Genomic DNA, 25,671 nt, shown 5'->3' with positions numbered 1-25,671 from the left:
ATCGCCCAGCGCTCGGAGCGTGTTGGCCTCGCCGAGCCGAGCCTCGATCTGGCGGAAGATCGGCAGCGCCTGCTCGTAGGCCTGGCGCGCGCCGGCCAGATCGTCGGTGCGCATCTTCAGATCGCCCAGCGCTTGGAGCGTGTTGGCCTCGCCGAGCCGAGCCTCGATCTGGCGGTAGATCGGCAGCGCCTGCTCGTAGGCCTGGCGCGCGCCGGCCAGGTCGTTGGTGCGCATCTTCAGATCGCCCAGCGCTCGGAGCGTGTTGGCCTCGCCGAGCCGAGCCTCGATCTGGCGGAAGATCGGCAGCGCCTGCTCGTAGGCCTGGCGCGCGCCGGCCAGGTCGTTGGTGCGCATCTTCAGATCGCCCAGCGCTTGGAGCGTGTTGGCCTCGCCGAGCCGATCCTCGATCTGGCGGTAGATCGGCAGCGCCTGCTCGTAGGCCTGGCGCGCGCCGGCCAGATCGTCGGTGCGCATCTTCAGATCGCCCAGCGCTTGGAGCGTGTTGGCCTCGCCGAGCCGAGCCTCGATCTGGCGGAAGATCGGCAGCGCCTGCTCGTAGGCCTGGCGCGCGCCGGCCAGGTCGTTGGTGCGCATCTTCATCCCGGCTAGCGAGAACATGACCAATGCGGCACTGTGTGTCTCTGCGGCGCGCTCAAACAGGGATACAGCCATCGGTTCGAGCAGCGGCAACATACTGTGTGCGGTACCGCCGTACTGCGCAAACAGGGAAGCGCTTCGCAGTACGCTGGCGGCAACAGGGTCATCCTCGGCCGGCCAGAGCGGACCCGTGCGCAGTTGAAGCAGCTGGATAAGATTGCTGGACTCCGTCAGAAACTGCAGCCGCGCTGCCTGCGCATCTGGTGTGCCGAGCGCTTTCTTCAAGTGGCTGGCGTAGGCGGCCAGGCCTTCATGCACAACCTCCACCAGATGGCGACTCTCCAGTGCTGCGGCGCTCTGCCAGCGCTGCCAGGCCCAAGCGCGCACAGGGGCCGCCATCATGATGCGCCGTTGTTCGCCTGCCAGTTGCACGAGGTGGTGGTCCAGCAGCGCGGCCAGCCCATCGCCGAGTGCCGTGCGCTCTTCCTGCGGCAGCAAGGCCTGCAGCAAACCGCCGGGCAGGGTGCCCAGGGCATCGAACAACGCTTCGGCCATCGGCGCCTGCCGCACGGCGGAGGCCAGCGACAGCCGCAAGGCGCTGGCCAACCGAGCCTTATGCACGTGGCGGTCCAACGCGGCGGGCACGGCAACACCGTGAAGCGCGGGTTCGGCGATCGCCTCTGGGCCGATCTGCGCCAGCTGCTGCCGCAGGGCAGGCACATCAACCTCGCCGCCCAACTGGCCCGCCATCAGCACGATGGCGCGCGCAACACCGCCCAGTTCGGCCAGCAGGGGGTCGAGTAGCTCGGGCACAGCCTGATGCTGCGCCAAGCGTGGGCCGGCTGCGGCAATAAAGAGGATGCGGGATTCCTCGGGATCCAGCAGCGTCAGCTCGCGTGGGAAGAGGCCCGCAGCGCCATTCGTGCCCGGCGCGGCCAATGCGTGGCGGCTGGTGACGATGGCGCGAAAGCCTGGGCCCGTGGCGCGCAGGCCGGCCAGCAGGCGCAGCAGGTCGGCGCGGACGGCGGGGTCGGGCAACACGTCTTCGGCGTTGTCCAGCACGAGTAGCCACTTCCGGCCGGCCAGCGCACCTAGCAGTGCACTGTCGTCGTCGAAAGGCTGTTCGGCCACGAGCAGGCCCAGCGTCTGGCGCAGATGCGCCAGGCTGGGTTGGCCGCTGAGGTCGATGAAGGCTACCCCTTCGCCAGCAGCACGGCGGCGGTACGCCATCGCCAGCGCCAACTCGGTTTTGCCCGCACCGGCCAGCCCTTCAAGCACCACCACGGGGTGACGATCCAAGTCTTCGGTCAGACGTTCAAGGCGCTGCTGGTGGTCTACATAGTGGCCCGCGCAGGCTGGCAGTTGTGGCAGCCACCTGAGCCCATGGCCGCCCAGAGTTATTGGCAATAGCGGCGGCAGACTCGGCACCAGTGTCGCTCCGGGCGCCGCTGGTGGCGTGCGCAAGAAGAGAACCGGGCGCGCCCAGGTCAGGCTGCCTTCGTCGAGTTCAGCGCGGGCCCTGGCAAGCGCGGCCTCCAGATCGCTGCCGGCCTGGCCCCATGCGGCGATCAGATCCTTGGAGAGCTTGGACACCGCAGCGGCGTCGAGGGCCGCGAATGATGCGAGAACTGCAGCGACGTCGCCGCGGTCAGGGTCGAGCAAAGCCTCGGCCACGCTTACATCCAAGGGGCGGAACGTGCCTGCGCCGTGGCAGCTCCACAATAGCGCCACATCCACCTGCCCTTGTCGCACGGTCAAGGCGAAGTCCGAGGCCGCCACGACCCGGCCAGGATCGCTCGGATAGGCGGGGCTGTCGCCGTCGTGCAGCAGCAGCCCGCTGCCACTGTCCAGCCCATGGCCCACCCAGACGAGGATGTGCGGCCGACGTCCTGCCAGGCAATCGGTCAGCGATCTTCTGCTTGCACTAGGCAGGGGTGGCAGGCGCTTGACCACACCTTGCGCGTCCAAGGCCTGAACGGCGGCGTCGTGCCCGGTGAAGAGTGCATCGTCCATCGCCTGCGCACCGGGCTGCTTGACGTTGGCCCACGCCACTTGCACGCTGGCTGGCGCGTTGGCCATTGCGCCAAGTCGCATGGCGCGGGAAGCCAGGTCACGAGTTCGCCGCACGGCACTCCAGCCGGCGCGACGGAAGAGGTAGCCCCGTTCGTCACACAGCAACTCGAACGGCAGGGCGGAGAGTGGCTGCCCCATCCAACGCGATGCGCTGTCGAGTGGACAGCGGATCTCCAGGCGCAGGCCATGCGCGCCCTGCCGGGCAGCGCCTGTCGCCTCTTGCCAGGCGTCGTGAATCGGCGAGGCGTTGCCCAGCAATTGCCGGTGCAGTGCCTGGCCATAGAGGCGCGCCACGCCGTCGAGGCCGGGAACGCCTGCACGCCAGTGCTGCAGGAACTCCTCGACCGAGATGCCGCTGTCTCCGAGTGGCAGGTCTGGCGCCGGCAGCGTGCACACGCCCTGCGCGTCGAAGTGATCGTGGTCGCCGGGATCGACCAGGGAGACTGTCAGGAATTCGGGGCCACCGCCTGCCGGGAGCATGGCCTTGATGTCCAGTCGCCTACGCACGGGGGTCTTTGGATCCTGAGCCAATTGTTGTTTCCTTTCTTCCTTCCTCGCATGTGTATGATCGCACTTCACGATCGCGGCGTCACGATCGCTCAAATGGCGCAGTTCCGGGCCAGGCGGTACGGTGTTCGGCCATCCTTGGACTCCCGCAAGATTTGGAGGGCCGGGATCATCTGCTTCTCGTAGCCGTCCGGTCTCAATCCGAGAAGACGGCTGAGCAGGGAGTGGCGGGTTCTGTCCTACGCCCTTGACTTCCGATGAGTGCGATGTACAGCTGCCGGCAGCCCAGAAAGGCGGACGAGCGGCAGCTTCCGGCGGCAACTGCCGTTCGACCGCCGAATCTGAGTGACCGTACCCGGTCTGAAGCGGCTGTAGCCGGGGAAAGTCGTAACGTACGGTGATGGCCGGCTGCCGACCGACGCCATCCCGCACCCGGCGACCGCTCCCGCTGCGAAGCTGCCGGTCAAGCAAGAATGGCGCTGCGGAATGCCGAACGGCGGCTTCCGTGTGGTCAGTGCTGGAGGTAAATGTCTGTTCTCACGAAGCTCGACCGCCGGTCCAGAGTAGTTTCTCACTTTTCCTTGCCCCTGTGCGCCCTGGCGCATTTTCGGTGAGGTTCTTGTTTGATGCACGCCCCTGTCTCCGGACTGGGGCCTCCCGGTTCCTCCGCCACGAAGATGCGCTTGACGTTCCGATCCTTGCGCAGGTCGAGGCCTTCCTTGAGCGCGGTTTTGCCGCGGCTGGTATCGTCCGGGCGACGTTGGCGTCGAGAACGGTTTGTTTGGCGTCCCTCGTTGGCTCCGTGCCGTGATTGACGACATTACCCATGAACGCGCTGTTCGATCAGGGAGCGAGGCTGAAGCTGATCAACTCAGCGGCGTCTGCGGGCACCCTTTCGCGGTATTACAATAAGCCATGCCGTAATACCAAGGAGGCTTCATGGCCACGACTCTCACCAGCAAGGGGCAGGTCACCATCCCGAAGCAGATCCGGGACGCGCTCGACCTGGTGCCCGGATCATCGGTGGAATTCGCCGTCAACAAGGAGGGTGAGCTGGTGATTCAAAAGGTCGGTGCGCGACCCGGTCGCGAGCCGGATCGCTTCGACGCAGCACGCGGCAAGGCCGATGTGAAGTGGCGCACCGATGAACTGATGGCTCTGCTGCGCGGCGACGCCTGATGTTGTTGGTCGATACCAATGTGCTGGTCGACGTTCTGGAAGACGATCCGGAATGGGCCGACTGGTCGATTGGCCAACTGCGCGCGCAGTCGAGGATTCATCGCCTGGCGATCAACCCGATGATCCATTCGGAACTGTCGCTGACGTTCTCGACGGTCGAGGCACTGGATCGCACCGTCGATGACTTGGGCCTGACGATGATCGAGATTCCGCGGCCAGCGTTGTTTCTTGCCGGCAAGGCCTTCTTTCGCTATCGCCGGCAGGGAGGAAAGAAGAGCAACGTGCTCGCCGATTTCTTCATCGGCGCTCATGCCGCCGTTGCGGGCTACACTGTGCTGACCCGCGATACTCAGCGTTACTCCACGTATTTCTCCGGGGTCAGTCTGGTGAGTCCGGCATCCGGGACGGGCAGTCAATGAATCCAACACGAGCAGGGAGAGGTGGTCCCGTTTGTTTGCACAGCAAGGGCTCTTCGAAAAGTGGAGTTCTGCCCGTTCCGGTCGGCTGACAATCGACTTCCTGCCTTACTTCTTCCTGCCTCCCGCCCATGCCGCGTCGGCCACGCGGACTTGCCTGGGCACCAGCTTCAGTTCGTAGAAGGTGTCGGCGATCTTCTGCGGTTGCGCCAGGACTTCGTCGCTGACCGGCTTGACGCCATAGCTGAGACGTCGCGCAGCCAGTTCGACGATCGGCAGATCGATGCCGATCTGCGGGGCGAGGAATTTCGCCACTTCCCTGGGATTCAGCCTGCCCCACTGGTCGATGCGGTCGATCTCCTCGATCAGGATGTTCAGGATCTCCGGGTATTTCTCGGCGAAGGAACGCGCGGCGAGATAGAACTGGTGATTGGCAACGACACCCTTGCCGTCGGCGAGAACGCGCGCACCGAGTTGCTTCTCGCTGGCCGCCAGGAAAGGATCCCGGATCGACCAGGCATCGACGCGACCACTCTCGAAGGCCGCGCGGGCGTTGGCCGGCGGCAGGTAGATCACCTCGATGTCGCCGAATTTCAGGCCGGCCCTTTCCAGCAGCCTGATCAGCAGGTAGTTGGCATTCGAGCCCTTGGCGACGGCAACGCGCTTGCCCCTCAACTCGGCAACGCTGCCGATCGGCGAATCCTTCGGCACGATGATCGCTTCGGCAGTTGGGGCCGGCGGTTCGTTGCCGACATGAACCAGGTCGGCACCGGCCGCCTGAGCGAAGATCGGTGGCGATTCGCCGACGCTGCCGGCATCGATGCTGCCGACGTTGATCGCCTCGAGCAGGGGTGGGCCAAACGGAAACTCCGTCCACTTGACCTCGACCCCCTGGCTGGCGAGACGCTTTTCCAGGCTGCCGCGAGCCTTGAGCATGACCAGCGTGCCGTACTTCTGGTAGCCGATGCGCAAGTCCTTCGGCGCGCTGCTGTTCGTGGTCTGCGCTGGGCCTGGTTGCCGATGATTCCCGCCACAAGCAAGGCGAGCAACGCCGTTTTCAGGAGATGTTTCGCGAATCGACCCAATTGTCCAAGCGCCTGCTGATGCATGAGGATCCTTTCACGGCGAGATTCGCCGATGCCTGATCAGAAAGCCTGCTCTTCGCCAAAAGTCACCCGGTGCAGTAGCCGGTGCTGTACTCCAGGGTCGCTGACCGCGTAGTGGATGGTGGCGCGGTTGTCCCAAATGGCCAGTGTGTTCTTCTGCCAGCGCAGTCGCGCCTGAAATTCTGGCCGCTGGAAACGGGCGAAGAGCAGGCTCAGCAGGGCGTCGCTTTCCTGGCGCGGCAGGCCCTTGATGCGATCGGTGAAGTTCGGGTTGACGTAGACGAGTTTCCTGCCGGTCACCGGATGCGTGCGCACCACGGGGTGGACCACGGGCGGGTGATCGTTCCTGGCCTTGCGGTACTGCGCCTCGCCGTCAGCTTGTGCCGCGAAGTATTGCGGCCAGCCGCTGTGCTCGAAGCTGTGAATCGCCTCGAGTTCTTCGAGAAGGAGCTGAAACGATCGCGGCAGCGAATCATGGACCGCCGTCGCACTCGCCCAGACGGTATCACCACCGGAGTCGGGAACGACATGGGAATAGAGATATGAGGATTTGCCGGGCAAGTTCGGAAGTCGTGGCCGGCGGTCCCGGGGCGATCTCGGCACTGGCACCCGTTGCCGCCCGGTGCACGCCCGCAGCCGGACGCATTGCGTTTGGCTCTTCACTCGGAGACGCTTCCCAACTGCTCGGCAGGAAGAGACCAGCGCCCCTCATCGGCTCGGCGAGCGATTTCCGCCAGCGAGGCGGGTTTTCCGTAGAGGAAGCCCTGCACCAGGTCGGCCCCGGAATCGCGTGCCAGCGCGTCCTGCAGGCAGGTCTCGATGCCCTCGCAGACTACCGTGGCCCCCAACTGGTGAATGATGTCCACGATCCTTGGCAGGACACGCCGTGCCCGCGGGTTTCTGACCGCCTCGACGACCAGTGTGCGGTCGATCTTGACGACGTCCGGGGTAAGCCGCCACAGGCGGTCGAAGTTGGAGTCCTGCGCGCCGAAGTCGTCGATGGCGACACGGAAGCCACGCCGGCGATAGCCAAGGATCGCCTGCTTTCTCGACGAGCGTCGGCTCCCGGGGGACGGGCCGGGAAGCTTCGGAGCGAATTCGATCTGGCGACTCGGGCGCTTGCCGTGGCATCGATCCACGAGGAACTTCCTCGACGCCTGCGTGGGGCACTCGCCAAATCCGGCAATCGTCCTGCCTGGACGGGGGGCACGGTGACAGGGCGGTGAATTCTGTGGACTGAAACATTTCCACACAACCACGAGTCTGCGTGCCGACGATTTGTCACTAGAATGGCGGCGTCCTTCCGTTCGTGGCAAGTTCCTCGTCGGCCCTGCACCGGTAGCCGAGTCGAGCCATGGGTTTTCGCCGCAGAGTCTGCGAACGGTTTCGATCAACGACTTTCGGTGCGGTCGTGCAATGAATGATGGCGCCTTCCTGCAAGCCGAGTTCTTCTTCCGGGTTGCCCGTTTGCTGGTCATTCCAGCCGGAATCTGCGACTTTCTGCTGCGGAGGAGTACGATCGCCCACTGGATCGTCCTGGTGATGGCGTCATACTTGGTCGTTCGCCGGCGTCCACGCCGTTCTGCTGCAGTCGCTGGCAGAGTCGGCCAGCGAGCGGCGGTCTTCGCCGGGATCGCCGCCAGGCTGCTGTCGCACGTTCTGATCGAGCATCCCGACAGGCCCGGGCGCCGGTTTGTGCATGACCATGCCGGTTTGTAAGCTGCCCGCCTTCGCCCGTGCGCTGGGCTCCCGCAATTACCGCTTGTATTTTCTCGGCCAGCTGGTCTCGCTCGCCGGCACCTGGATGCAGCAGATCGCGATGATCTGGCTCGCCTATCGTCTGTCCGGCTCGGCCTTCGTGCTCGGGATGATCGGCTTTGCCAGCCAGATCCCGATCCTGATCTTCGCTTCGCTCGGCGGGGTGTGGACCGATCGCCTCGATCGGCGCCGGCTCCTGCTCTGGACGCAGGCGCTGTCGATGTTGCAGGCCCTCTTGCTGGCAGCCCTGGCCTGGCAGGATCTTGTTTCGCCCGGCCTGCTGCTGGTGCTGGCGTTCTTCCTCGGCTGCATCAACGCGCTGGATGTACCGGCACGGCAAGCGATCGCCGTTCAGTTGCTCGACGATCCGGACGATCTGCCGAACGCGATCGCGCTCAATTCGCTGTTGATGAACAGCGCGCGCTTCGTCGGGCCGGCCCTCGCCGGATTCGTTGTCGCTGCAGTCGGCGAGGCGGTCTGCTTCCTGCTCAACGCCATCTCGTATCTGGCCGTGCTCGTCGCGCTGCGGGCAATTCGCATTGTCGCCGTTCCTGGGCAGCCGGTGCCGACCGGGGCCGCGCTCCGGCAAGGATACCGCTACGTTCTCGGTCATTGCCAGATTCGCCGGTCGCTGCTGCTGGTCGCCTGTGTCAGTTTCCTCGCCACGCCGTACGCGGTGCTCATGCCAATCTTCGCCCGGCAGGTCTTCGCGGGCGACGCGCTCACCTATGGCCTGCTGATCGGCAGCGCCGGAGTCGGATCGCTGCTGGCGGCGCTGTTCCTGGCGTCGCGTGCGGATACCCGCGAGTTGCCGCACTGGATCTGCAGGGCGGCGCCGGCCGTCGGCATCAGCCTGTTCGTCTTTGCGCTGACCCCGGTACCCTGGCTGGCATTCCCCGTGCTGGTGGGACTCGGCTTCTCGGTGATCCTCACCGTCGCGGGAAGCAACACGCTGATTCAGACGGTGGTCGACGAGGAATATCGCGGTCGCGTGATGGCCCTTTTTTCGATGGCATTTCTCGGTGTCGCGCCGCTGGGCAGCCTTGCTTTGGGCAGCCTTGCGCACGCCTGCGGCATCCGCCGGACCCTGGCCGCGTGCGGAGCACTGATGCTCGTCGCCGGAGCGGTCTACCGGCACGTGACGCTGCGCCCAGGGCGCGCGGCGTAGAGCAACTCTTGGGCAGGGAGAACGATGGCGAGCGAGCGAAACAGTGGGCGGTGGATTCCGGGAAGGCGTGGCGGGTGGATCGCTGTCTTTCTGCTGCTGGCGGCAGTGGTTGGCGGCGTCATTTACTTTCGCGGCATGACGCCCGCCGTCGACGGTGCAGCGGGCAGTCGGGGGCGAGGTCCCGCCGGCAATCGCCCGCAGTCGGTGGCGGTCGCCGAAGTCAGGATCGCCGATTTGCCGATCTGGGTGCCTGCGCTGGGCACGGCGGTGCCGCGCAATCTGGTCACGGTGCGCAGCCGGGTCGATGGCGAGTTGATCCGGCTCCACTTCCGCGAGGGAGATGTGGTCAGGCAGGGGCAGCCGCTGGCCGAGATCGATCCGCGACCGTTCCGGGCGCAGCTTGCCGAGGCCAACGGTCAGTTGCAGAGAGACGTCGCTCTGCTGAAGAACGCCGAAATCGACCTCGAACGCTACCGGACGCTCTGGGCGCAGGACTCGATCGCCAAACAGCAGCTGGATACCCAGGAGGCGCTGGTGCGCCAGTATCGCGGAACGATCGAGGCGGATCGTGCGCAGGTGGCCAGCGCCAGATTGCAACTGGATTTCGCGCACATCGTGGCGCCGGTCGCCGGTCGGGTCGGCTTGCGCCAAGTGGATCCGGGCAACCAGATCCACGCCAATGACACCAACGGCCTGGTGGTCGTCGCGCAGGTGCAGCCGATGACCGTCGTCTTCGCGGTGCCCGAGAGCTACTTGCCGGCGCTTCGCCAGCGTATCGCCGCCGGCCAGCCGGTGGTCGTCGAAGGATGGGACCGGGATTTCAGGAACCGCCTGGCCAACGGGCGCCTGCTTGCCCTCGACAATCTGGTCGACCCGGCGACCGGCACGATCAGGCTCAAGGCCGAATTTGCCAACGCCGATCATGCGCTGTTCCCCAATCAGTTCGTCAACGTGCGGTTGCTGCTCGGAACGCAGAAGAATGCCACGCTCGTTCCCGGGGCAGCAATTCAGCGTGGCGCCCAGGGCTCCTACGTTTACGCAGTGGACGCCGACGACGTGGTGAAATCGGTACGGGTGGTTCCGGGTACTGCCGATGGCGAAGTGGTGGCGGTCGATGGCCCGCTGGCGGCGGGCACGCGGGTAGTCACCGACGGGGTCGACAAGTTGCGTGACGGTACCCGCATCGAGGTCATCACTCCCGAGGTGCGCGGTGGCGAACGCGGCGGGCAGGGCAAGCGCCGCGGAGACGGCGGCCGCCCCCCCGAAGGGTCCGGGCAGAACGCGGCGGGTGCCGCAGACGGACAGGCAGAGCGTCCGCGCCGGTCCGCAGGAGGCCAGCCAGCCGCTGCCAACTGAGCGCCGGCGCAGACCATCATGAACCCTTCGCGCATCTTCATCCTGCGGCCGATCGCCACTTCCCTGCTGATGGTGGCGATCCTGCTGGTCGGCGCCCTGGCGTACCGGCTGTTGCCGCTTTCGGCCTTGCCCGAGGTGGATTATCCGACCATCCAGGTGATGGCCCTGTATCCCGGTGCCAGCCCCGAGGTCGTCAACTCGTCGATTACCGCTCCGCTGGAACGCCAGTTCGGCCAGATGCCGGGGCTGGCGCAGATGTCATCGACCAGTTCGGGTGGTGCTTCGGTGATCACTCTGCGCTTCAGCCTCGACCTGAGCCTGGACGTCGCCGAGCAGGAGGTGCAGGCGGCGATCAATGCCGCCGCCAATCTGTTGCCGAGCGATCTGCCGTTGCCCCCGGTCTATAGCAAGGTCAACCCGGCCGACGCGCCGATTCTGACGCTGGCAGTCACCTCGCCGTCGCTGCCCGTTCCGCGCATGCACGACCTGGTCGAAAGCCGGGTGGCGATGAAGATTTCACAAATCCCCGGTGTCGGTCTGGTCAGCATCGCCGGTGGCCGGCGGCCCGCAGTGCGCATCCGGGTCAACCCGCAGGCGCTGGCCGGCGTCGGCATGTCGCTCGAAGATCTGCGCGCGGCGATCGGCAACGCCAACGTCAATCTGGCCAAGGGCAGCTTCGACGGCCCTCTGCGCGCTTCGACCATCGACGCCAATGACCAGTTGAAAACGGCCCGCGAGTACGCGGCGCTCGTCGTCGCTTACCGCAATGGGGCCGCGCTGCGCCTGCGCGACGTCGCCGAGGTCGTCGAGGACGCAGAGAACACCCGGCTCGCCGCGTGGGCCGACACGCAGGAGGCGGTGATCCTCAATATCCAGCGCCAGCCGGGTGCCAACGTCATCGAGGTCGCCGAGCGGGTGAAAAGAGCCTTGCCGCAATTGCGCGCGAGTCTGCCGGCGTCAATCGACGTGGCGGTGCTCAGCGACCGCACGATCACCGTCCGCGCCTCGGTGGACGACGTGCGCTTCGAACTGCTGCTCTCGGTGGCGCTGGTGGTGATGGTCATCTTTCTCTTTCTGCGCAACCTTCGGGCGACGGCGATTCCCAGCCTGGCGGTCCCCCTCTCGCTGGTCGGAACCTTCGGCGTCATGCACCTGGCCGGCTTCTCGATCAACAATCTGACGCTGATGGCGCTGACGATCGCCACGGGATTCGTCGTCGATGATGCCATCGTGATGATCGAGAACATCGCCCGTCACGTCGAGGCCGGCGACCCGCCACTGCAGGCTGCGCTTGCCGGGTCGCAGCAGATCGGCTTCACCATCATCTCGCTCACCTTGTCGCTGGTGGCCGTACTCATTCCGCTCCTGTTCATGGGCGACGTCGTCGGCCGTCTGTTCCACGAGTTCGCGATTACCCTGGCCGTTGCCATCCTGATCTCCGCCGTCGTCTCGCTGAGTTTGACGCCGATGCTCTGCTCGCGCCTGCTGCGGCAATTGCCTGTTGCCGAGCAGAGTGAGTTCTTCCGCGGCAGCGGCCGCCTGTTCGACGCGGCCATCGCGCAGTACGGGCGTGCGCTGGACTGGGTTCTTGAGCGCCAGGGAGCGACCCTGACGGTGGCGGTCGCTACCCTGGTGCTGACCGTGATGTTGTATCTCTGGATTCCCAAGGGATTTTTCCCGGTGCAGGATACCGGTCTCATTCAGGCCGTCAGCGAAGCGTCGCAAGGCGTCTCGTTCGCCGCCATGGCCGAGCGTCAGCAGGCAATGGCTGCGGTCATCCTGCAGGATCCGGCAGTGGCCGGGCTCTCTTCGTTCATCGGGGTCGATGGCAGCAACCCGACGCCGAACAGCGGCCGCATGCTGATCTCGCTGAAACCGCTCGCCGAGCGGCAACAGTCGGCGTCGGCAATCATTCGCCGCCTGAGCGAGCGTGCGCGTGGCGTTCCGGGGATGACGCTGTACCTGCAAGCGGTGCAGGATCTGACCATCGAAGACCGGATTTCCCGCACCCAGTACCAGTTCATGCTGGCATCGCCGGACTCGGCAGCGCTCGGTCAGTGGGTGCCGAAGCTGGTCGACCGTTTGCGTGCGCTGCCGATGCTCTCGGACGTCGCCTCGGATCTGCAGGAGCACGGCCTGCAGGCTTACGTTGCGATCGATCGCGATGCCGCCGGCCGCCTCGGGGTGAGCACCGCGGCGATCGACAACGCGCTGTACGACGCCTTTGGCCAGCGCCTGATTTCGACCATTTTCACCCAGTCCAACCAGTACCGCGTGGTGCTCGAAGTGCAGCCCGACTTTCAGCTCGGTCCCGCAGCCCTGGAAACGATCCACGTTGCCACCGCTTCGGGACAGCAGATTCCGCTGTCGTCGCTGGCGCGCGTGGAAGAGCGCCCCACGGCCCTGGCGATCAACCACGTCGGGCAGTTCCCCGCCGCCACCGTTTCCTTCAATCTGGCTCCTGGCGTCTCGCTGGGTGAAGCAGTCCAGGCGATCAAGGCAACCGAGCGCGAGCTGGCGATTCCCGCCAGTATCGAAACCAGCTTCCAGGGCGCGGCACTGGCCTTTCAGTCGTCATTGACCAACACCCTGTTGCTGATCCTTGCCGCTGTCGTGACGATGTACATCGTGCTCGGCGTACTCTACGAGAGCTACATTCATCCGATCACCATCCTGTCGACCCTGCCCTCGGCGGGCGTCGGCGCTCTGCTGGCGCTCTGGGTCAGCGGTGCCGGTCTCGACGTGATCGGGATCATCGGCGTCATCCTGCTGATCGGGATCGTCAAGAAGAACGCGATCCTGATGATCGACTTCGCACTGGACGCCGAAAGGAACGCTGGCCTGTCGCCGCGGCAGGCAATCCGGCAGGCCTGCCTGCTGCGTTTCCGGCCGATCCTGATGACCACCCTGTCGGCGCTGCTGGCCGCCCTGCCGCTGATGCTCGGCGGTGGCATCGGCGCCGAGCTGCGCCAGCCGCTGGGAGTGGCGATGGTTGGCGGCCTCCTGCTCAGTCAGTTGCTGACCCTGTTCACGACGCCGGTGATCTATCTCGCCTTCGACCGCCTGGCACGGCGGCTCAGTCAACGATGAATTTTTCCCGCCCGTTCATCCAGCGTCCCGTGGCCACCACGCTGGTGACGCTGGGGATTACGCTGGCCGGGATCATCGCCTTCTTTCTGCTGCCCGTGGCGCCGCTGCCGCAGGTGGACTTCCCGACCATCGCGGTGCAGGCGTCGCTGCCCGGCGCCAGTCCGGAAACCATGGCGGCCACCGTGGCGACACCCCTGGAACGGGCGCTCGGGCGAATTGCCGGGGTCACCGAGATCACTTCATCGAGTTCGCTCGGCAACACGATCGTAACGCTGCAGTTCGACCTCGATCGCAACATCGATGGCGCTGCCCGTGACGTGCAGGCGGCGATCAATGCGGCGCGTACGCTGCTGCCCAGCGGCCTGCCGAGCAATCCGATCTACCGCAAGGTGAATCCGGCCGACGCTCCGATCATGATTTTGTCGCTCACTTCCGACAGCATGGACCGCGGCCAGATGTACGACGCCGCGTCGACGATCCTCGCGCAGCGCCTGTCGCAGGTGCAGGGAATCGGCCAGGTCAACATCGGCGGCGGGGCACTGCCGGCGGTGCGCGTCGAACTCGATCCGAACCGCCTCGCGCAGACCGGCCTCGCGTTCGAGGACGTGCGCGCTGCCATCGTTGCGAGCAACGCCAATCGCCCGCTCGGCATCGTCGAACAGGGTGCGCGCCAGTGGCAGATCGCCGCCAACGATCAGGCCAGGACCGCGGCCGAATATCAGCCACTGATCGTTCGTTTTCGCAACGGCGCCGGCGTCCGCCTGGCGGATCTGGGCGATGTCCGCGACAGCGTCCAGGACGTGCGCAATTACGGTGCCTCCGACGGCAAGCCGGCGGTATTGCTGATCCTTTACCGGCAGCCAGGCGCCAACATCATCGAAACGGTAGACCGTGTGCGCGATCTGCTGCCGCATCTTCGCGCCATCATTCCGGCAGCGATCGACCTGCGCGTCGCGCTTGACCGCACGCCGACGATTCGCAGTTCGCTGCGCGACGTCGAACGCACCCTGGCCATCTCGGTCGGGCTGGTGATCCTGGTGGTCTTCGTCTTCCTGCGTCAGGCGCGGGCGGCCCTGATTCCCAGCGTCGCGGTGCCGGTGTCGCTGCTCGGCACTTTCGGCGTCATGTACCTCTGCGGCTACAGTCTCGACAATCTGTCGCTGATGGCGCTGACCGTCGCCACCGGGTTCGTGGTGGACGACGCGATTGTCGTGCTCGAGAACATCGTCCGCCACCTCGAAAAAGGCGAGACGCCGTTGCAGGCGGCTCTGGCGGGCGCACGCGAGATCGGTTTCACGGTGATTTCGATCAGCCTGTCGCTGATCGCGGTTTTCCTTCCGATCCTGCTGATGGGAGGCATCGTCGGGCGACTGTTTCGCGAGTTCGCGGTGACCCTGTCGGCGGCGATTCTGGTCTCGCTGGTCGTCTCGCTCACCGCCACCCCGGCGATGGCTGCTCATCTCCTGCTTCCAATCGCCGGACGGCGAGACCCCGGCCGCCTTGCGCGCCTCCTTGCCGCTGTCTCGCGCCGCCTGATGGTCGGCTACCGCAAGAGCCTCGCCTGGTCCCTGCGGCATGCCCCTCTGGTACTCCTGCTCCTGCTGTTGACCATCATCCTCAACGTCCATCTCTACGGCGCCATCCGCAAGGGATTCTTCCCGCAGCAGGACAGCGGGCGCATCATGGGTTCGATCCAGGCCGATCAGGCAATATCGTTCCTCGCCATGCAGCAGAAGCTCAAGGATTTCATGGCGATCGTCCAGCACGATCCCGCGGTCGCGACGGTCACCGGTTTCACCGGCGGCGGGCAACGCAACACCGGAACGATGTTCATCAGCCTGAAGCCACTCGCCGAGCGGCAGGCATCGATCGATCAGGTCGTCGGCCGCCTGCGCGGCAAGCTCTCGCACGAGCCGGGAGCCAGCCTGTTTCTGGTGCCCGTGCAGGACGTGCGGATCGGCGGCAGACCGAGCAACGCGCAGTACCAGTTCACGCTGCAGGGGGATGAACTGGAAGACCTGCGGACCTGGGAGCCGCGCGTGCGCGATGCGCTTTCGCACCTGCCACAACTGGTGGACGTGAACACCGATCAGCAGGACAAGGGCTTGCAGACTTCGCTGGTGATCGACCGCGACGCGGCTTCGCGCCTCGGCGTGAACATGCGCAGCATCGACAATGCGCTCGACGACGCTTTCGGCCAGCGGCAGGTGTCCACCATCTACAATCCGCTCAACCAGTATCGGGTGGTGATGGAAGCGGCGCCCCCCTTTCTGATGAGCCCGGAGACTCTCAAGTCGATCCATATCCCCAACGCTGCCGGGGTGCAGGTGCCGCTTGCGTCATTCGCTCGCTTCGCAGTGACCAATACTCCGCTGGCCGTCAACCATCAGAGCGGCTTTCCCGCTTCCACGATCAGCTTCAACCTGCCGCCGGGCGTATCGCTCGGCGAGGCGAGTCTGGCCATCGAGCAGGCGATGGCTCAGCGCGGCGTTCCGACCTCGATTCACGGCAGCTTTCAGGGAACGGCGAAGGCATTTCGGGATTCGCTCGCCAGTCAGCCGCTGCTGATTCTTGCCGCCCTGATCACCATCTACATCGTGCTCGGTGTGCTCTACGAAAGCCTGCTGCATCCCTTGACCATCCTGTCGACCCTGCCGTCGGCAGGCGTCGGCGCATTGCTGGCCTTGATGGCGGTCGACAGCGAGTTCTCCGTCATCGCGCTGATCGGCGTCATCCTGCTGATCGGCATCGTCAAGAAGAACGCCATCCTGATGATCGACTTCGCGATCGAACGCCAGCGGCAACTTGACGTTTCGGCCGGCGAGGCGATCTACCTCGCCGCCATATCGCGCTTCCGCCCGATCCTGATGACCACCATGGCCGCCATTTTCGGCGCCGTCCCGCTGGCGGTCAGCCGAGGCGACGGCGCCGAACTGCGTTCGCCGCTGGGAATCGCCATCGTCGGCGGTCTGCTGGTCAGCCAGATCCTGACGCTATACACGACGCCGGTGGTCTACGTCGGCCTCGATCGCTTGCGGACCGGGCTGCTCGGCCGACGCCGCCGGCCACTCGTCCCGCCCGCGCCGCAAGCCGCGTAAAAGGAAATACGACATGCGCCACCTGCTTCCCGTCTTCTGCATCTGCGTCGCGTCGGTGCTTGCGGCCTGCTCGCCGGGCCCTGACTACGTGCGGCCGGAAGCCGAGGTGCCGGCGACCTTCAAGCAAGCCGGCCGCTGGCAGGCGGCTGCGGTGGACGCTCCGCTGCCACAGGAGAAATGGTGGCAGGCGTTCGACGATCCGGTGCTCGACGGCCTCGTCGAGCAGGTCATGCTCGACAATCAGAACCTGAAGCAGGCGGAAGCCCGCTACCGGGCGGCGCGCGCCACGCTGGACAGCGCCCGGTCCGCGTTCTTTCCGACCGTTTCGCTCGCCGCCACGGCGAATCGCGGCAACACCGCGGCCGCCGCCAGCGTCTCGACGCCGGCCACCACGACCTACTCGCTGTCGGCGCTCGCCAGTTGGGAAATCGACGTCTGGGGTCGAATCCGGCGCAACGTCGAGAGTGCCGATGCCAACTTGGCAGCGAGCGCTGCCGATCTCGGTGCCGCCCGCTTGTCGACCCAGGCGCTTCTCGCCCAGACCTTCATCCAGATGCGTGCCGCCGAGGCACAACTGGACTTGCTGCAGCGGACCATCGGCGCCTACGGCCGCTTCCTCGAACTGACCAGGAATCGCTTTGCGGCCGGCGTTGCCTCCCAGCTCGACGTGGCGCAGGCAGACACGCAGTTGAGCAATGTCGAAGCGCAGGCGATCGACGCCGAAAACCAGCGCGCGCAATTCGAGCACGCCATTGCCGTGCTGGTCGGCCGGCCGCCGGCCGTTTTCGCGATCAGCACGGTCGGTCGCCTGCCGTCCGCACCGGCGATCCCGGAGCTGATCCCCTCGCTGGTCCTCGAGCACCGCCCCGACATCGCCGCTGCCGAACGGCGGATGGCTGCTGCCAATGCCCAGATCGGAGTTGCTGCCGCCGCGTACTTCCCGGTGCTCGATCTGGCCGGGGCGATCGGCTATCGCAACAGCGCCCTGTGGAATCTGATCGACGCGCCCAGCCGCTATTGGTCTGTCATTCCCACACTGGCCGGGACGCTGTTCGATGGCGGCGCCCGCCAGGCTGCGGTCAGTCAGGCAACCGCCGGCTATGACCAGACCGTCGCCGCTTACCGCCAGACGGTGCTGACGGCGTTCCAGGAAGTCGAGGACAACCTCGCGGCAGCGCGTCTGCTGACGCGCGAGAGCGAAGTTCAGGAGCGGGCACTGGCTGCCGCCCGGCGTTCGCGCCTGATCGCCGAGAACCAGTACCGGGCCGGAATCGGCAGCGCCTTGAACGTAGTCACCGCGCAGTCGGCGGAACTGTTCGCCGAGGTGACCAGCATCGCCACCTCGAGTCGGCGTTTGCAGGCTACCGTCCAGTTGTATGTGAACGCGGGTGGTCCATGGGCTGCGCCGGTGGTGGAATGAGCCGCCCACGGCGGTCGGGTCGAAGTCCGAACGGAGAAAGCTGGTAAGATGAGACCTCGATCGGCAGTGGGCCGGGCGCGATGCCGGCGCACTACCCCAGGATGAAGGACCGATGCTGCGGATTGCCCTGAAGACGCTGTTCGGCCATCACGGCAAGGTGATCGGCATGGTGATCGGTCTCGCCGTGGCGTCGCTGATGATGACCCAGCAACCGGCGACGATGATGTCGATCCTCGGGCGAACCTACAGCTTCATCAATGACGTCTCGCAGCCGGACATCTGGGTGATGGACCCGATGGTTCAGTTCGTCGATGACGCGAAGCCACTGGCGGACTCGAAACTGGGTCTGGTTCGTTCGGTCAGCGGCGTCGCCTGGGCAGTGCCGATTTTCAAAACGACGACGGTCGCGCGCCTGCCCGACGGCAACACCGCCAGCGGGCAGTTGATCGGCGTCGATGATTCGAGCCTGATCGGGGCGCCTGCGAAGATGGTCAGCGGCCTTACCGACGACCTGCGCCGGACCGATGCGGTGTTCGTCAATGATGAAGGTGCGAAGCTGAGATTCGCCCAGAAGCAGGCCGACGGAACCTTGCGTCCGCTGCAGGTCGGCGACATCCTCGAACTCAACGAACGCCGCGCCGAAGTGGTCGGCATCGCCCGGACGGGACCGACATTTTCCTCGCAGCCGGTGATCTACACGACGTACACGCGTGCGCGCCTCTACGCTCCGGCGCAGCGCAAGATCATGTCCTTCGTTCTGGTCAAGGCCAAGCCGGGGCACGACGTGCTCGAGCTTACCCATGAAATCCGCGAGCAGACCGGACTCGCTGCCTACACCGCGGAGGAGTTCAAGGAGCTGTCGCTCTGGTACTTCATCCGCAACACCGGCGTCCTGATCAATTTCGGCATGGTCACGCTGGTCGGCTTCATCGTCGGCGCGGTGGTGTCGGGAATCATGTTCTTCAATTTCACGCAGGACAATCTGCGTCATTTCGCGGTGCTCAAGGCGATCGGGGCGACGCCCCGGCAGCTGCTCGGCATGGTGCTGTTGCAGGCGGCGATCGTCGGCGCCATCGGCTACGGCATCGGCATCGGCCTGGCGTCGATCATGGCGATGCTCTCGTCCACCTTCCAGGTCAAATTCACCTATTCCCTGCTCGCCTTCTCGGCCGGCGGGGTGCTCGTCATCTGTCTGCTGGCGGCCGGTTTCTCGCTGCTGAAGGTGCTTCGCCTCGAACCGGCGGTGGTCTTCAAGGGGTAAGCGGTGCCTACCGTCGAATGCCGGCAACTGACCAAGGTGTATGGCTCTGGCGACACCGCCGTGCACGCCCTGCGCGGCGTCGACCTGACCGTTGAGGCAGGAGAATTGCTGATGCTGGTGGGGCCGTCCGGCTGTGGAAAGACGACCCTGATCTCCGTCATCGCCAGTATCCTGGATGGGACTTCGGGCGAGTGCCGGGTTCTCGGCCAGGACGTTCTGACCATGCCGGCGGGCGACAAGCCGAAATTCCGCCTGCAGCATCTCGGTTTCTGCTTTCAGTCGTTCAACCTCAATCCTTGTCTGAGCGCTGCCGAGAACGTTGCCGTGCCGCTGCTGATTGCCGGCTGGAAGTATGCGCGCGCCCTTGCCCGCAGCCGTGAGCTGCTGGCTCAGGTCGGGATCTCCGAGAAGGCCGATGTCTTGCCCGACCAACTGTCGGGCGGGCAGCAACAGCGCGTCGCGATTGCACGCGCTTTCGCGCAGGAGCCCGACCTGATCGTCTGCGATGAACCGACCAGCGCGCTCGACTCGGTGACCGGAGAGAAGGTGATGCAACTCGTCCGCGAAATGACTCATCGCACGCAACGCTCGGTCATCGTTGTCACCCATGATGCACGCATCTTCAAGTTTGCCGACCGCATCGTCGCGATGGAGGATGGGCGAATCGTGCCACCGAAGGAGGAGGTCGCCGGTGGATTCGATCGTTTGCCGCCGGCCTACGTGGAAACGACTGACGGACGAGGACAAGCATGAAACTTCGCCAGTTGTTTCGTCTACCCTATGTCCTGATCGCGCTGGCGCTGGTTGGCCCGATCTTCCTGTTGCCGCGCGTGATGCGTTCGACGGCCTTGCAGCCGCCGGCGCCGATCCAGGTATTGCCTGCCGCTGCTCCGTTCAAGAGCTACATTGCCGGTTCGGGGGCAGTCGAATCGTCGTCGCTCAACCTCAATATCAGCCCACCGGTAGCGGGGATCATCAGCGAGATGGCGGTGGAACCAGGAAAGCACGTGAGGAAAGGGGACCTGTTGTTTCGCCTGGATGGCAGGGAAGTGCAGGCCGAACTGCTGCGCCGGCGGGCAGCCGTCGAAGTCGCCAAGGCGACGCTTGCCGCCGCCGAGGCCGCGGCCGCCGAGGCCGCCGATCAGTTCGAGCGGGTGCGCGACGTTACCGATACCCGGGTCGTGTCGACCGAGGAGCGAAATCACCGGCGGCTGGCCGCCAGGGCGGCCAGCAAGCGCGTCGAATCGGCAAGCGCCGACTGGCGGGCGGCGCAGGAGAACGAGAAGGCACAGGCCATCACGCTGTCGCGACTCGATGTGCTGGCGCCGATCGACAGCGAGGTCCTGCAGGTGAATGGCCATCCCGGAGAATTCGTGGCCGTCGGTGCGACGGCGAAAGCGCCGGTGGTCCTGGGAAACACCGATACCCTGCATGTTCGGGTCGAGATCGACGAGAACATCGCCTGGCGCTTCGTCCCGGGAAGCCGGGCAAAGGGTTTCCTGCGCGGCAACAAGGAGCTCAACGCCGATCTCAAGTACGTCCGGGTCGAGCCGCTGCTGGTCGGCAAGGCATCCTTGACCGGGGATTCCACCGAGCGCGTCGATACCCGCGTCCTGCAGGTCATTTACTCGTTCGACCAGAAGCTTCTGCATGCCTATCCCGGCATGCTGCTCGATGTCTTCATCGAAAGTCCGGAAGTGCCGACCGCCAGCTTCCGGCACGAGTCACCGGAATGAGTCGGCGAACGTCGCTGCTGTGGTGCTGCCTGCTGCTCGCCGCTTGTACGGTCGGACCCGACTATCGGCGGCCCGCCGTCGAGATGCCGCAGGGTTTTCCAACGGTGGCCCATCTGCCGCAATCGGTTTCTCTCGAGCGCTGGTGGGAAAGCATGGGCGATCCGCTGCTGATCGATCTGCTGCAAAAGGCGCTGCGTGAAAATCCGAGCGTGCAGATCGCGTTGCAGCACCTGAATGCGGCGCGAGCCGTCGAAAAAGGCGCCGATGCGCTGTCGTATCCGACGGTCGGTGGCACACTTGCCGCCAGTCGGCGGAAAACGACGCCGCCCACTTCGCTGACGCCGATTTCGGACACCTATACCGCGGGTTTCGATGCCACCTGGGAAGTCGACCTGTGGGGAGGCATCCAGCGTCAGCAGGAGGCGGCGAAAGCGGGGACAGCCGCCAGCGAAGCCGATCTTGCCGACGTGCGTCTGTCCCTGCTCGCCGAAGTCGGCGCCCAGTACGTCGCCTTTCGGGTGGCGCAGAAGATGGAAGCCTATACCCGGCAAACCATCCGTTCACGCCAGGAAACGCAGGAGATCGTTCATCAGAAGATCAGGGCCGGGTTGACCAGTGGTGATGACGGGACCCGCGCCGACTCCCAGCTGGCGGGTGCCCAGGCGGTACTGGCGCAGGCGCAGCAGGCGGCAGCATCCGCCCGCCTGAGCCTCGAATTGCTCTGCGGTTTCCAGCCGGGGGACCTGGTCGAGCCGCTGCAGCGGTCCGACCTTGCCCTGACTTCGGCGCCTCCCGCCGTCGTCCTGCCTGCGCAACTGCTGGAACGGCGCCCGGACATCCGGCGTGCCGAGAGCCTGGCAATCCAGGCGGTTGCCCTGGTCGGAGTTGCCGAGGCCAATCTCTTCCCGCGTTTCGACCTGCTGGGCGCGCTTGCCGCCTCGCGCGTCGTTCCGACCACCCCGTGGTTCGCTCCGTTCTCCGTAGCCGCGACACTCAATGGCGTGGTGTTCGACGCCGGCGCGCTGGCGGCGCAAGTCGAAGAGAAGGATGCCGACGCTGCACAAGCCGTGTGGCGTTACATTCAGACCGTGCGCAATGCCGTATCGGAGGTCGAGCAGAAGCTGGCCGCAATCGATCTCGGCTCGCAGAAAGTCGATGCCTTGCGCCGGCAGGCCGAGTTCGACCGCGAGACCCTGGCGATCAGTTGGGAACGCTATCGCCGCGGCCTGACCACTTTTCTCGACGTGGCGGATGCCGAGCGTGGCACTTTCGCCACCGAACTGGCGCTGCAGCAGGCCAGGGGGCAGGTGCTCACGGACTCGATCAGTCTCTACAAGGCGCTTGGCGGTGGCTGGATCGAATAGCGGCAGCTGCCCTGGCCAGGCGCGGTCCACCTCACCGGAATGCGCCGTGCGCAAGACCCGGACACCCATCCGAGGGCGCGGCCGGAGCCCGAACGAACGCAAGGCGCGCGTGCCAGCACGCTCTCGTGCGCAATGCCGAGGCGCCTGTGCGCCGGCTCTGCCGGATCGGCTTCCTTCGCGGTCGGGCTGCGGCCGACCGCAGGAGAAGTCTGGTCGATCACTCGCTCACCCCGATGACTCCTTGGAATCCGGGTTCTCGCGGTCGGTCGCGTAGAATTCCGCCATGCCCAGGAGCATGAACGCGTGGGTGAGCAGTGAAAAGAAAGCGACATAGGTCAACAGCAGGGGCACTTCAAAGAACACCTTGCGAGGATCGTCGGACCCCAGACCGAAGACTCCCCAGGCGTACTCGCGGTATGCGGAATAAATCGAGACATAGGCGACCACGGCTGCCAGGCCGAATGCCAGCGAGACCCAGGCCCGCCGCCGCACATTGGTGTTTCCTCGCGCCGTGAGCACCTTGCGCTTGCCGAATGTCGACAATACGAGAAACAGCGTGAAAACCGTCGCGATGAGCGTAATCAGATGCGGCGGGAAGATGTTGAATACGCCGCCATCGTCGCCGTATCTGCCGAGCGGGATGGCTTCCAGGAGGGCACTGGACAGAGGGAAGAACACCGAGATGCCTGCCAGGATCCCCCACAGCGTACCGAGAAAGGCGACGAACTCACGGAATTCGTGGAGAAAGGCCTCGCCTCTTCTTGAAGACACCGTGGACCTCCGCTAACCAGCTACAGATTCCGCGTCTCCACTTGAGCGCGAGCCGGCAGCGTTCCCGAGCGATGAGAATATTGCTCCGGCCGCTGTCATCCCAGAGGAAGTCATCATAGCAGCGATCCCGTGTCAGGGCCGGGCCGCCATCGATGGAAATTGACGCCCCCTGCTGGCCGCTCATATACAATAAGCCTTTATAGCGCGCTTGGATTTCCTGTCCGTTGGCCGCGATCGAATCCGGCTCCCCGCGCCTGCGCGACGAAGACGAGCCGGGCGTACGGGCCCATATCCCCTGCATCCTGGCGGCCTCGCAGAGCTCCCGCTACCACGATCCGGCGCGAGCGCGGTGAGCGCGAAATGAACACTGACTCGATCAAGCTCGCCCACGGGACGACGGAGCGAAAGGGCGATGCGGCGGTCCTCAGGAGCGTGGCGCTGCCAGCCGTGACGCGCAAGCGGATCTGGCGGCGGCGGGAAAAATTGCTTTAGTCCAATGCCAATTTCGAGGAAACAAGGCAGCCAATGACTCCCCAGGAACGCAAACGAGCCTTGCAGGCTTTCCACAGGGCACTGCAGGATCGGCCGCTCGACCCGGCGGATGCCGACGACGCCAGGCGCTACGTGCGGGAATTGCATGTCAGCCGACGCGAAGCGGGTCTGGAAATCGACCCGGTGGCGCGGCTCGCGGCCCAGATCGAGCGCGAAACAGGCTCACGGGTATGGTTGTTCACGGGCAACATCGGCAGCGGCAAGAGCACCGAATTGCGCCGCTTGCGCCAGAGCCTGCGCGAATCGCCGGAATATCTCGTCTTCCTGACCGATGCCGCCGACTACATCAATCTCAACCAGAAGATCGAGATCGGGGATTTCCTGATATCCGTAACGGCGGCATTCGCCGAGCAGGCCGGGCACCTGCTTGAGGACGACGTCGTTGCGCGCGGATATTGGGAGCGCATCGTCGACTTTCTCAGCAACACCGCGATCGAGATTCGTGAGATGAGCGTGGGCGCGGGTGCGGAGGCAAACGTGCCCGGAATCGCCAGGTTCTCTTTCAAAGGCGACCTGAAGGCCGCGCTGATTCGCGACCCCGTCGTCAAGCAACGGATTCAGGCACACTTGCGCGGCCATCTTGCTGCCTTGGCGGAACACCTCGAACTCTTCCGTGGCCAGATTCTCGACCGTTTGCGCGGGAAATATGGCGACGATATCAAGGTCGTGCTGGTCATCGATTCGCTGGAACGCCTGCGCGGCAGTGGCGAAGCAAGCGACGACGTATTCTCCAGCGTGCGCGCGATGTTCAGCCAGTACCCCGACATGCTGCGCCTCGCCGATTTACAGACGGTATATTCGGTGGCGCCCTATCTGATCAAGCTGGCGCCACACCTGGCCGGAGTCTTCGGTGCCGGCACCCTTTGCCATTTGACCACGGCCCATGTCTTCCAGGCGCGTTCGCGCGAGCCGGATGCGGAGGGCGTCGCCATCATCCGCAAGATTGTCACGCGCCGCTACGGGCAGTGGGAGGAACTGATCTCCGCCGAGGCACTCGATCAGGTCATCGAGGCGTCCGGCGGCGATTTGCGCGACTTGTTCCGCATGCTTTCGATCCTCCTGCTCGAACTGGAATTTTCGACGAACGTCGAGGCGGCGCTGCGCTACACCTTGAACCAGATTCGCCGCGACATGACCTGGATCACCACCGGGCATCTCGAACGGCTGCGCCACTTGGCCACGACCAAGGCGCCGCGTCTCGAAAGCGACGCCGACATGGACGCGCTGGTGCATGACCTCGAAACCAAGCGCGTCCTGATGTATCGCAACGGCGAGGATTGGTACGACGTGCATCCGCTGCTGCGCGAGCAGGTCGAACGGGAACGTCCCGGAAGCGCCGCCGGTGCCGGTTGAGCTCGATCCCGGCTGGCCGCGCTTGCGGCGCAGCCTCGACCTTGCCGACGGCTTCGCATTCTATCTGGTGTTCATCGACTGGCCAGCTCAGGTCGATCTCGGTTGCCGCTATCTCGATGACAGTCTGCGCTTGCGCACGCTGCGCCTGCAGCGCGTGCTCCCGGCAGCATCGGGCGAGCTGGTCAGCGTGGCAATGGACGCCTTGCTCGGCGGCGATTGCCGGCCGGGCCGGCCGGTGTGGCTCGAATGCTGGCGCCACCCGAGCGACGACGGCTGGAGCGAGGCGAGGCGGCAGCTGCTCGCACGCCTGAACGAGGGCCGCGGCAGACTCGAAAGCACCTTTCGCGCTCCGCTCGTCTTGTTGCTGCCTTGCGATGACGTCGCAAGGACCGCGGAAATCGCACCGGATTTGTGGTCGGTGCGGCGTCTCACTCTGCGCTGCGAACGTCCAAGGCCCGAACCCGCGGTGGCCGGTGCAACGCGCATCGATTCGAAGCCTGCACGCGATGGCCGCTTGGCCGAGCTGGCCGAATTGGCCGAACGCCGGCTTGCGGCCTGGCAACGGCAATCTGCCGGCGCCGGCAAGGCCAATCTCGCTGATTCCTGGGCTGCCGTCGAGTCCCTGCGCGAGTTGGGCCGTCTACCTGAAGCACGCCGGATTGCGTCGGAGAGTCTGGAGCTCAGCCGGCAACTGCGCGCGGCGCTGGGCGACACGCCGCAGACGCTGCGCGACCTGTCGGTGTCGCTGGACAACGTCGGTGGCGTGTCCGGCGAGCTCGGAGACCTGGAAGCGGCGCGGGCGGCGTATGCCGAGAGTCTGGAGCTCAGCCGGCAACTGCGCACGGCGCTGGGCGACACGCCGCAGG

Annotated in this window: 20 protein-coding genes; 15 read left to right on the top strand and 5 right to left on the bottom strand. The window is 65.3% G+C overall.

Going from position 1 to position 25,671, the window contains the following annotated elements:
- Positions 1-3,201: tetratricopeptide repeat protein (locus NFV80_RS07690; RefSeq protein ID WP_296758305.1), on the bottom strand; the 3,201-nt coding region annotated here is incomplete at its 3' end.
- 915 nt (positions 3,202-4,116) lie between these two features.
- Between NFV80_RS07690 and NFV80_RS07685 the strand changes: the two genes are divergently transcribed.
- Complete coding sequence (locus NFV80_RS07685) at positions 4,117-4,356, top strand: AbrB/MazE/SpoVT family DNA-binding domain-containing protein (RefSeq protein WP_295328211.1); 240 nt, start codon at positions 4,117-4,119, stop codon at positions 4,354-4,356.
- On the top strand, positions 4,356-4,775 hold the full coding sequence (locus NFV80_RS07680) for a type II toxin-antitoxin system VapC family toxin (RefSeq protein WP_295328209.1): 420 nt from the start codon (positions 4,356-4,358) through the stop codon (positions 4,773-4,775). Before NFV80_RS07685 ends, NFV80_RS07680 begins: the two co-directional genes overlap by 1 nt.
- 105 nt (positions 4,776-4,880) lie before the next feature.
- Here NFV80_RS07680 and NFV80_RS07675 read toward each other — a convergent pair whose 3' ends face one another.
- From NFV80_RS07675 to NFV80_RS07665, 3 genes are all read right to left on the bottom strand, one after another.
- Complete coding sequence (locus NFV80_RS07675; protein WP_295328216.1) at positions 4,881-5,849, bottom strand: sulfonate ABC transporter substrate-binding protein; 969 nt, start codon at positions 5,847-5,849, stop codon at positions 4,881-4,883.
- 68 nt (positions 5,850-5,917) lie between these two features.
- Positions 5,918-6,439: a TauD/TfdA family dioxygenase gene (locus NFV80_RS07670; RefSeq protein ID WP_295328208.1), complete on the bottom strand. Its 522-nt coding sequence runs from the start codon at positions 6,437-6,439 to the stop codon at positions 5,918-5,920.
- Between the two features lie 98 nt (positions 6,440-6,537).
- On the bottom strand, positions 6,538-7,017 hold the full coding sequence (locus NFV80_RS07665; protein WP_295328205.1) for an EAL domain-containing protein: 480 nt from the start codon (positions 7,015-7,017) through the stop codon (positions 6,538-6,540).
- 277 nt (positions 7,018-7,294) lie between these two features.
- Here NFV80_RS07665 and NFV80_RS07660 point away from each other — a divergent pair, with 277 nt between their 5' ends.
- From NFV80_RS07660 to NFV80_RS07615, 10 genes are all read left to right on the top strand, one after another.
- Entirely contained in the window at positions 7,295-7,597 is a 303-nt protein-coding gene (locus tag NFV80_RS07660; protein ID WP_295328203.1) for a hypothetical protein, read from the top strand.
- Positions 7,578-8,804, top strand: a complete 1,227-nt coding sequence (locus NFV80_RS07655; RefSeq protein WP_295328202.1) for an MFS transporter — start codon at positions 7,578-7,580, stop codon at positions 8,802-8,804. Before NFV80_RS07660 ends, NFV80_RS07655 begins: the two co-directional genes overlap by 20 nt.
- Before the next feature lie 24 nt (positions 8,805-8,828).
- Positions 8,829-10,160: an MdtA/MuxA family multidrug efflux RND transporter periplasmic adaptor subunit gene (locus NFV80_RS07650; protein ID WP_295328200.1), complete on the top strand. Its 1,332-nt coding sequence runs from the start codon at positions 8,829-8,831 to the stop codon at positions 10,158-10,160.
- A gap of 18 nt (positions 10,161-10,178) precedes the next feature.
- Positions 10,179-13,250, top strand: coding sequence for an MdtB/MuxB family multidrug efflux RND transporter permease subunit (locus NFV80_RS07645; RefSeq protein ID WP_295328198.1), 3,072 nt, complete (start codon positions 10,179-10,181; stop codon positions 13,248-13,250).
- Positions 13,247-16,348: a multidrug efflux RND transporter permease subunit gene (locus tag NFV80_RS07640; RefSeq protein ID WP_295328196.1), complete on the top strand. Its 3,102-nt coding sequence runs from the start codon at positions 13,247-13,249 to the stop codon at positions 16,346-16,348. Before NFV80_RS07645 ends, NFV80_RS07640 begins: the two co-directional genes overlap by 4 nt.
- Before the next feature lie 13 nt (positions 16,349-16,361).
- Entirely contained in the window at positions 16,362-17,768 is a 1,407-nt protein-coding gene (locus NFV80_RS07635) for an efflux transporter outer membrane subunit (RefSeq protein ID WP_295328194.1), read from the top strand.
- Between the two features lie 112 nt (positions 17,769-17,880).
- Positions 17,881-19,029: an ABC transporter permease gene (locus tag NFV80_RS07630; protein WP_295328192.1), complete on the top strand. Its 1,149-nt coding sequence runs from the start codon at positions 17,881-17,883 to the stop codon at positions 19,027-19,029.
- A 3-nt stretch (positions 19,030-19,032) separates the two neighbouring features.
- Positions 19,033-19,782 carry an ABC transporter ATP-binding protein gene (locus tag NFV80_RS07625; protein WP_295328190.1) on the top strand — a complete coding sequence of 250 codons (750 nt, stop codon included), beginning with the start codon at positions 19,033-19,035 and terminating at the stop codon, positions 19,780-19,782.
- On the top strand, positions 19,779-20,765 hold the full coding sequence (locus NFV80_RS07620) for a biotin/lipoyl-binding protein (RefSeq protein ID WP_296758300.1): 987 nt from the start codon (positions 19,779-19,781) through the stop codon (positions 20,763-20,765). Before NFV80_RS07625 ends, NFV80_RS07620 begins: the two co-directional genes overlap by 4 nt.
- Entirely contained in the window at positions 20,762-22,129 is a 1,368-nt protein-coding gene (locus tag NFV80_RS07615; RefSeq protein WP_296758298.1) for an efflux transporter outer membrane subunit, read from the top strand. Before NFV80_RS07620 ends, NFV80_RS07615 begins: the two co-directional genes overlap by 4 nt.
- 225 nt (positions 22,130-22,354) lie before the next feature.
- Here NFV80_RS07615 and NFV80_RS07610 read toward each other — a convergent pair whose 3' ends face one another.
- A complete protein-coding gene (locus NFV80_RS07610; protein ID WP_295328184.1) occupies positions 22,355-22,900 on the bottom strand; it encodes a hypothetical protein in 546 nt (181 codons plus the stop codon).
- A gap of 360 nt (positions 22,901-23,260) precedes the next feature.
- Here NFV80_RS07610 and NFV80_RS07605 point away from each other — a divergent pair, with 360 nt between their 5' ends.
- The 3 genes from NFV80_RS07605 to NFV80_RS07595 form a co-directional block, all read left to right on the top strand.
- Positions 23,261-23,392 (top strand): hypothetical protein, encoded by a 132-nt coding sequence (locus NFV80_RS07605; RefSeq protein ID WP_295328182.1) that lies wholly within the window; start codon positions 23,261-23,263, stop codon positions 23,390-23,392.
- Between the two features lie 33 nt (positions 23,393-23,425).
- Positions 23,426-24,805: a hypothetical protein gene (locus tag NFV80_RS07600; protein WP_296758296.1), complete on the top strand. Its 1,380-nt coding sequence runs from the start codon at positions 23,426-23,428 to the stop codon at positions 24,803-24,805.
- Positions 24,795-25,671, top strand: an 877-nt coding sequence (locus NFV80_RS07595; protein ID WP_296758293.1) for a tetratricopeptide repeat protein, incomplete at its 3' end; no start/stop codon positions are given. The genes NFV80_RS07600 and NFV80_RS07595, both read left to right, overlap by 11 nt.

The sequence above is a fragment of the Accumulibacter sp. genome (genome assembly GCF_023806565.1).
Classification (GTDB): Bacteria; Pseudomonadota; Gammaproteobacteria; order Burkholderiales; family Rhodocyclaceae; genus Accumulibacter.
Note: the sequence above shows the minus strand (reverse complement) of the source record. Positions and strands in the feature narration are given on the sequence as shown.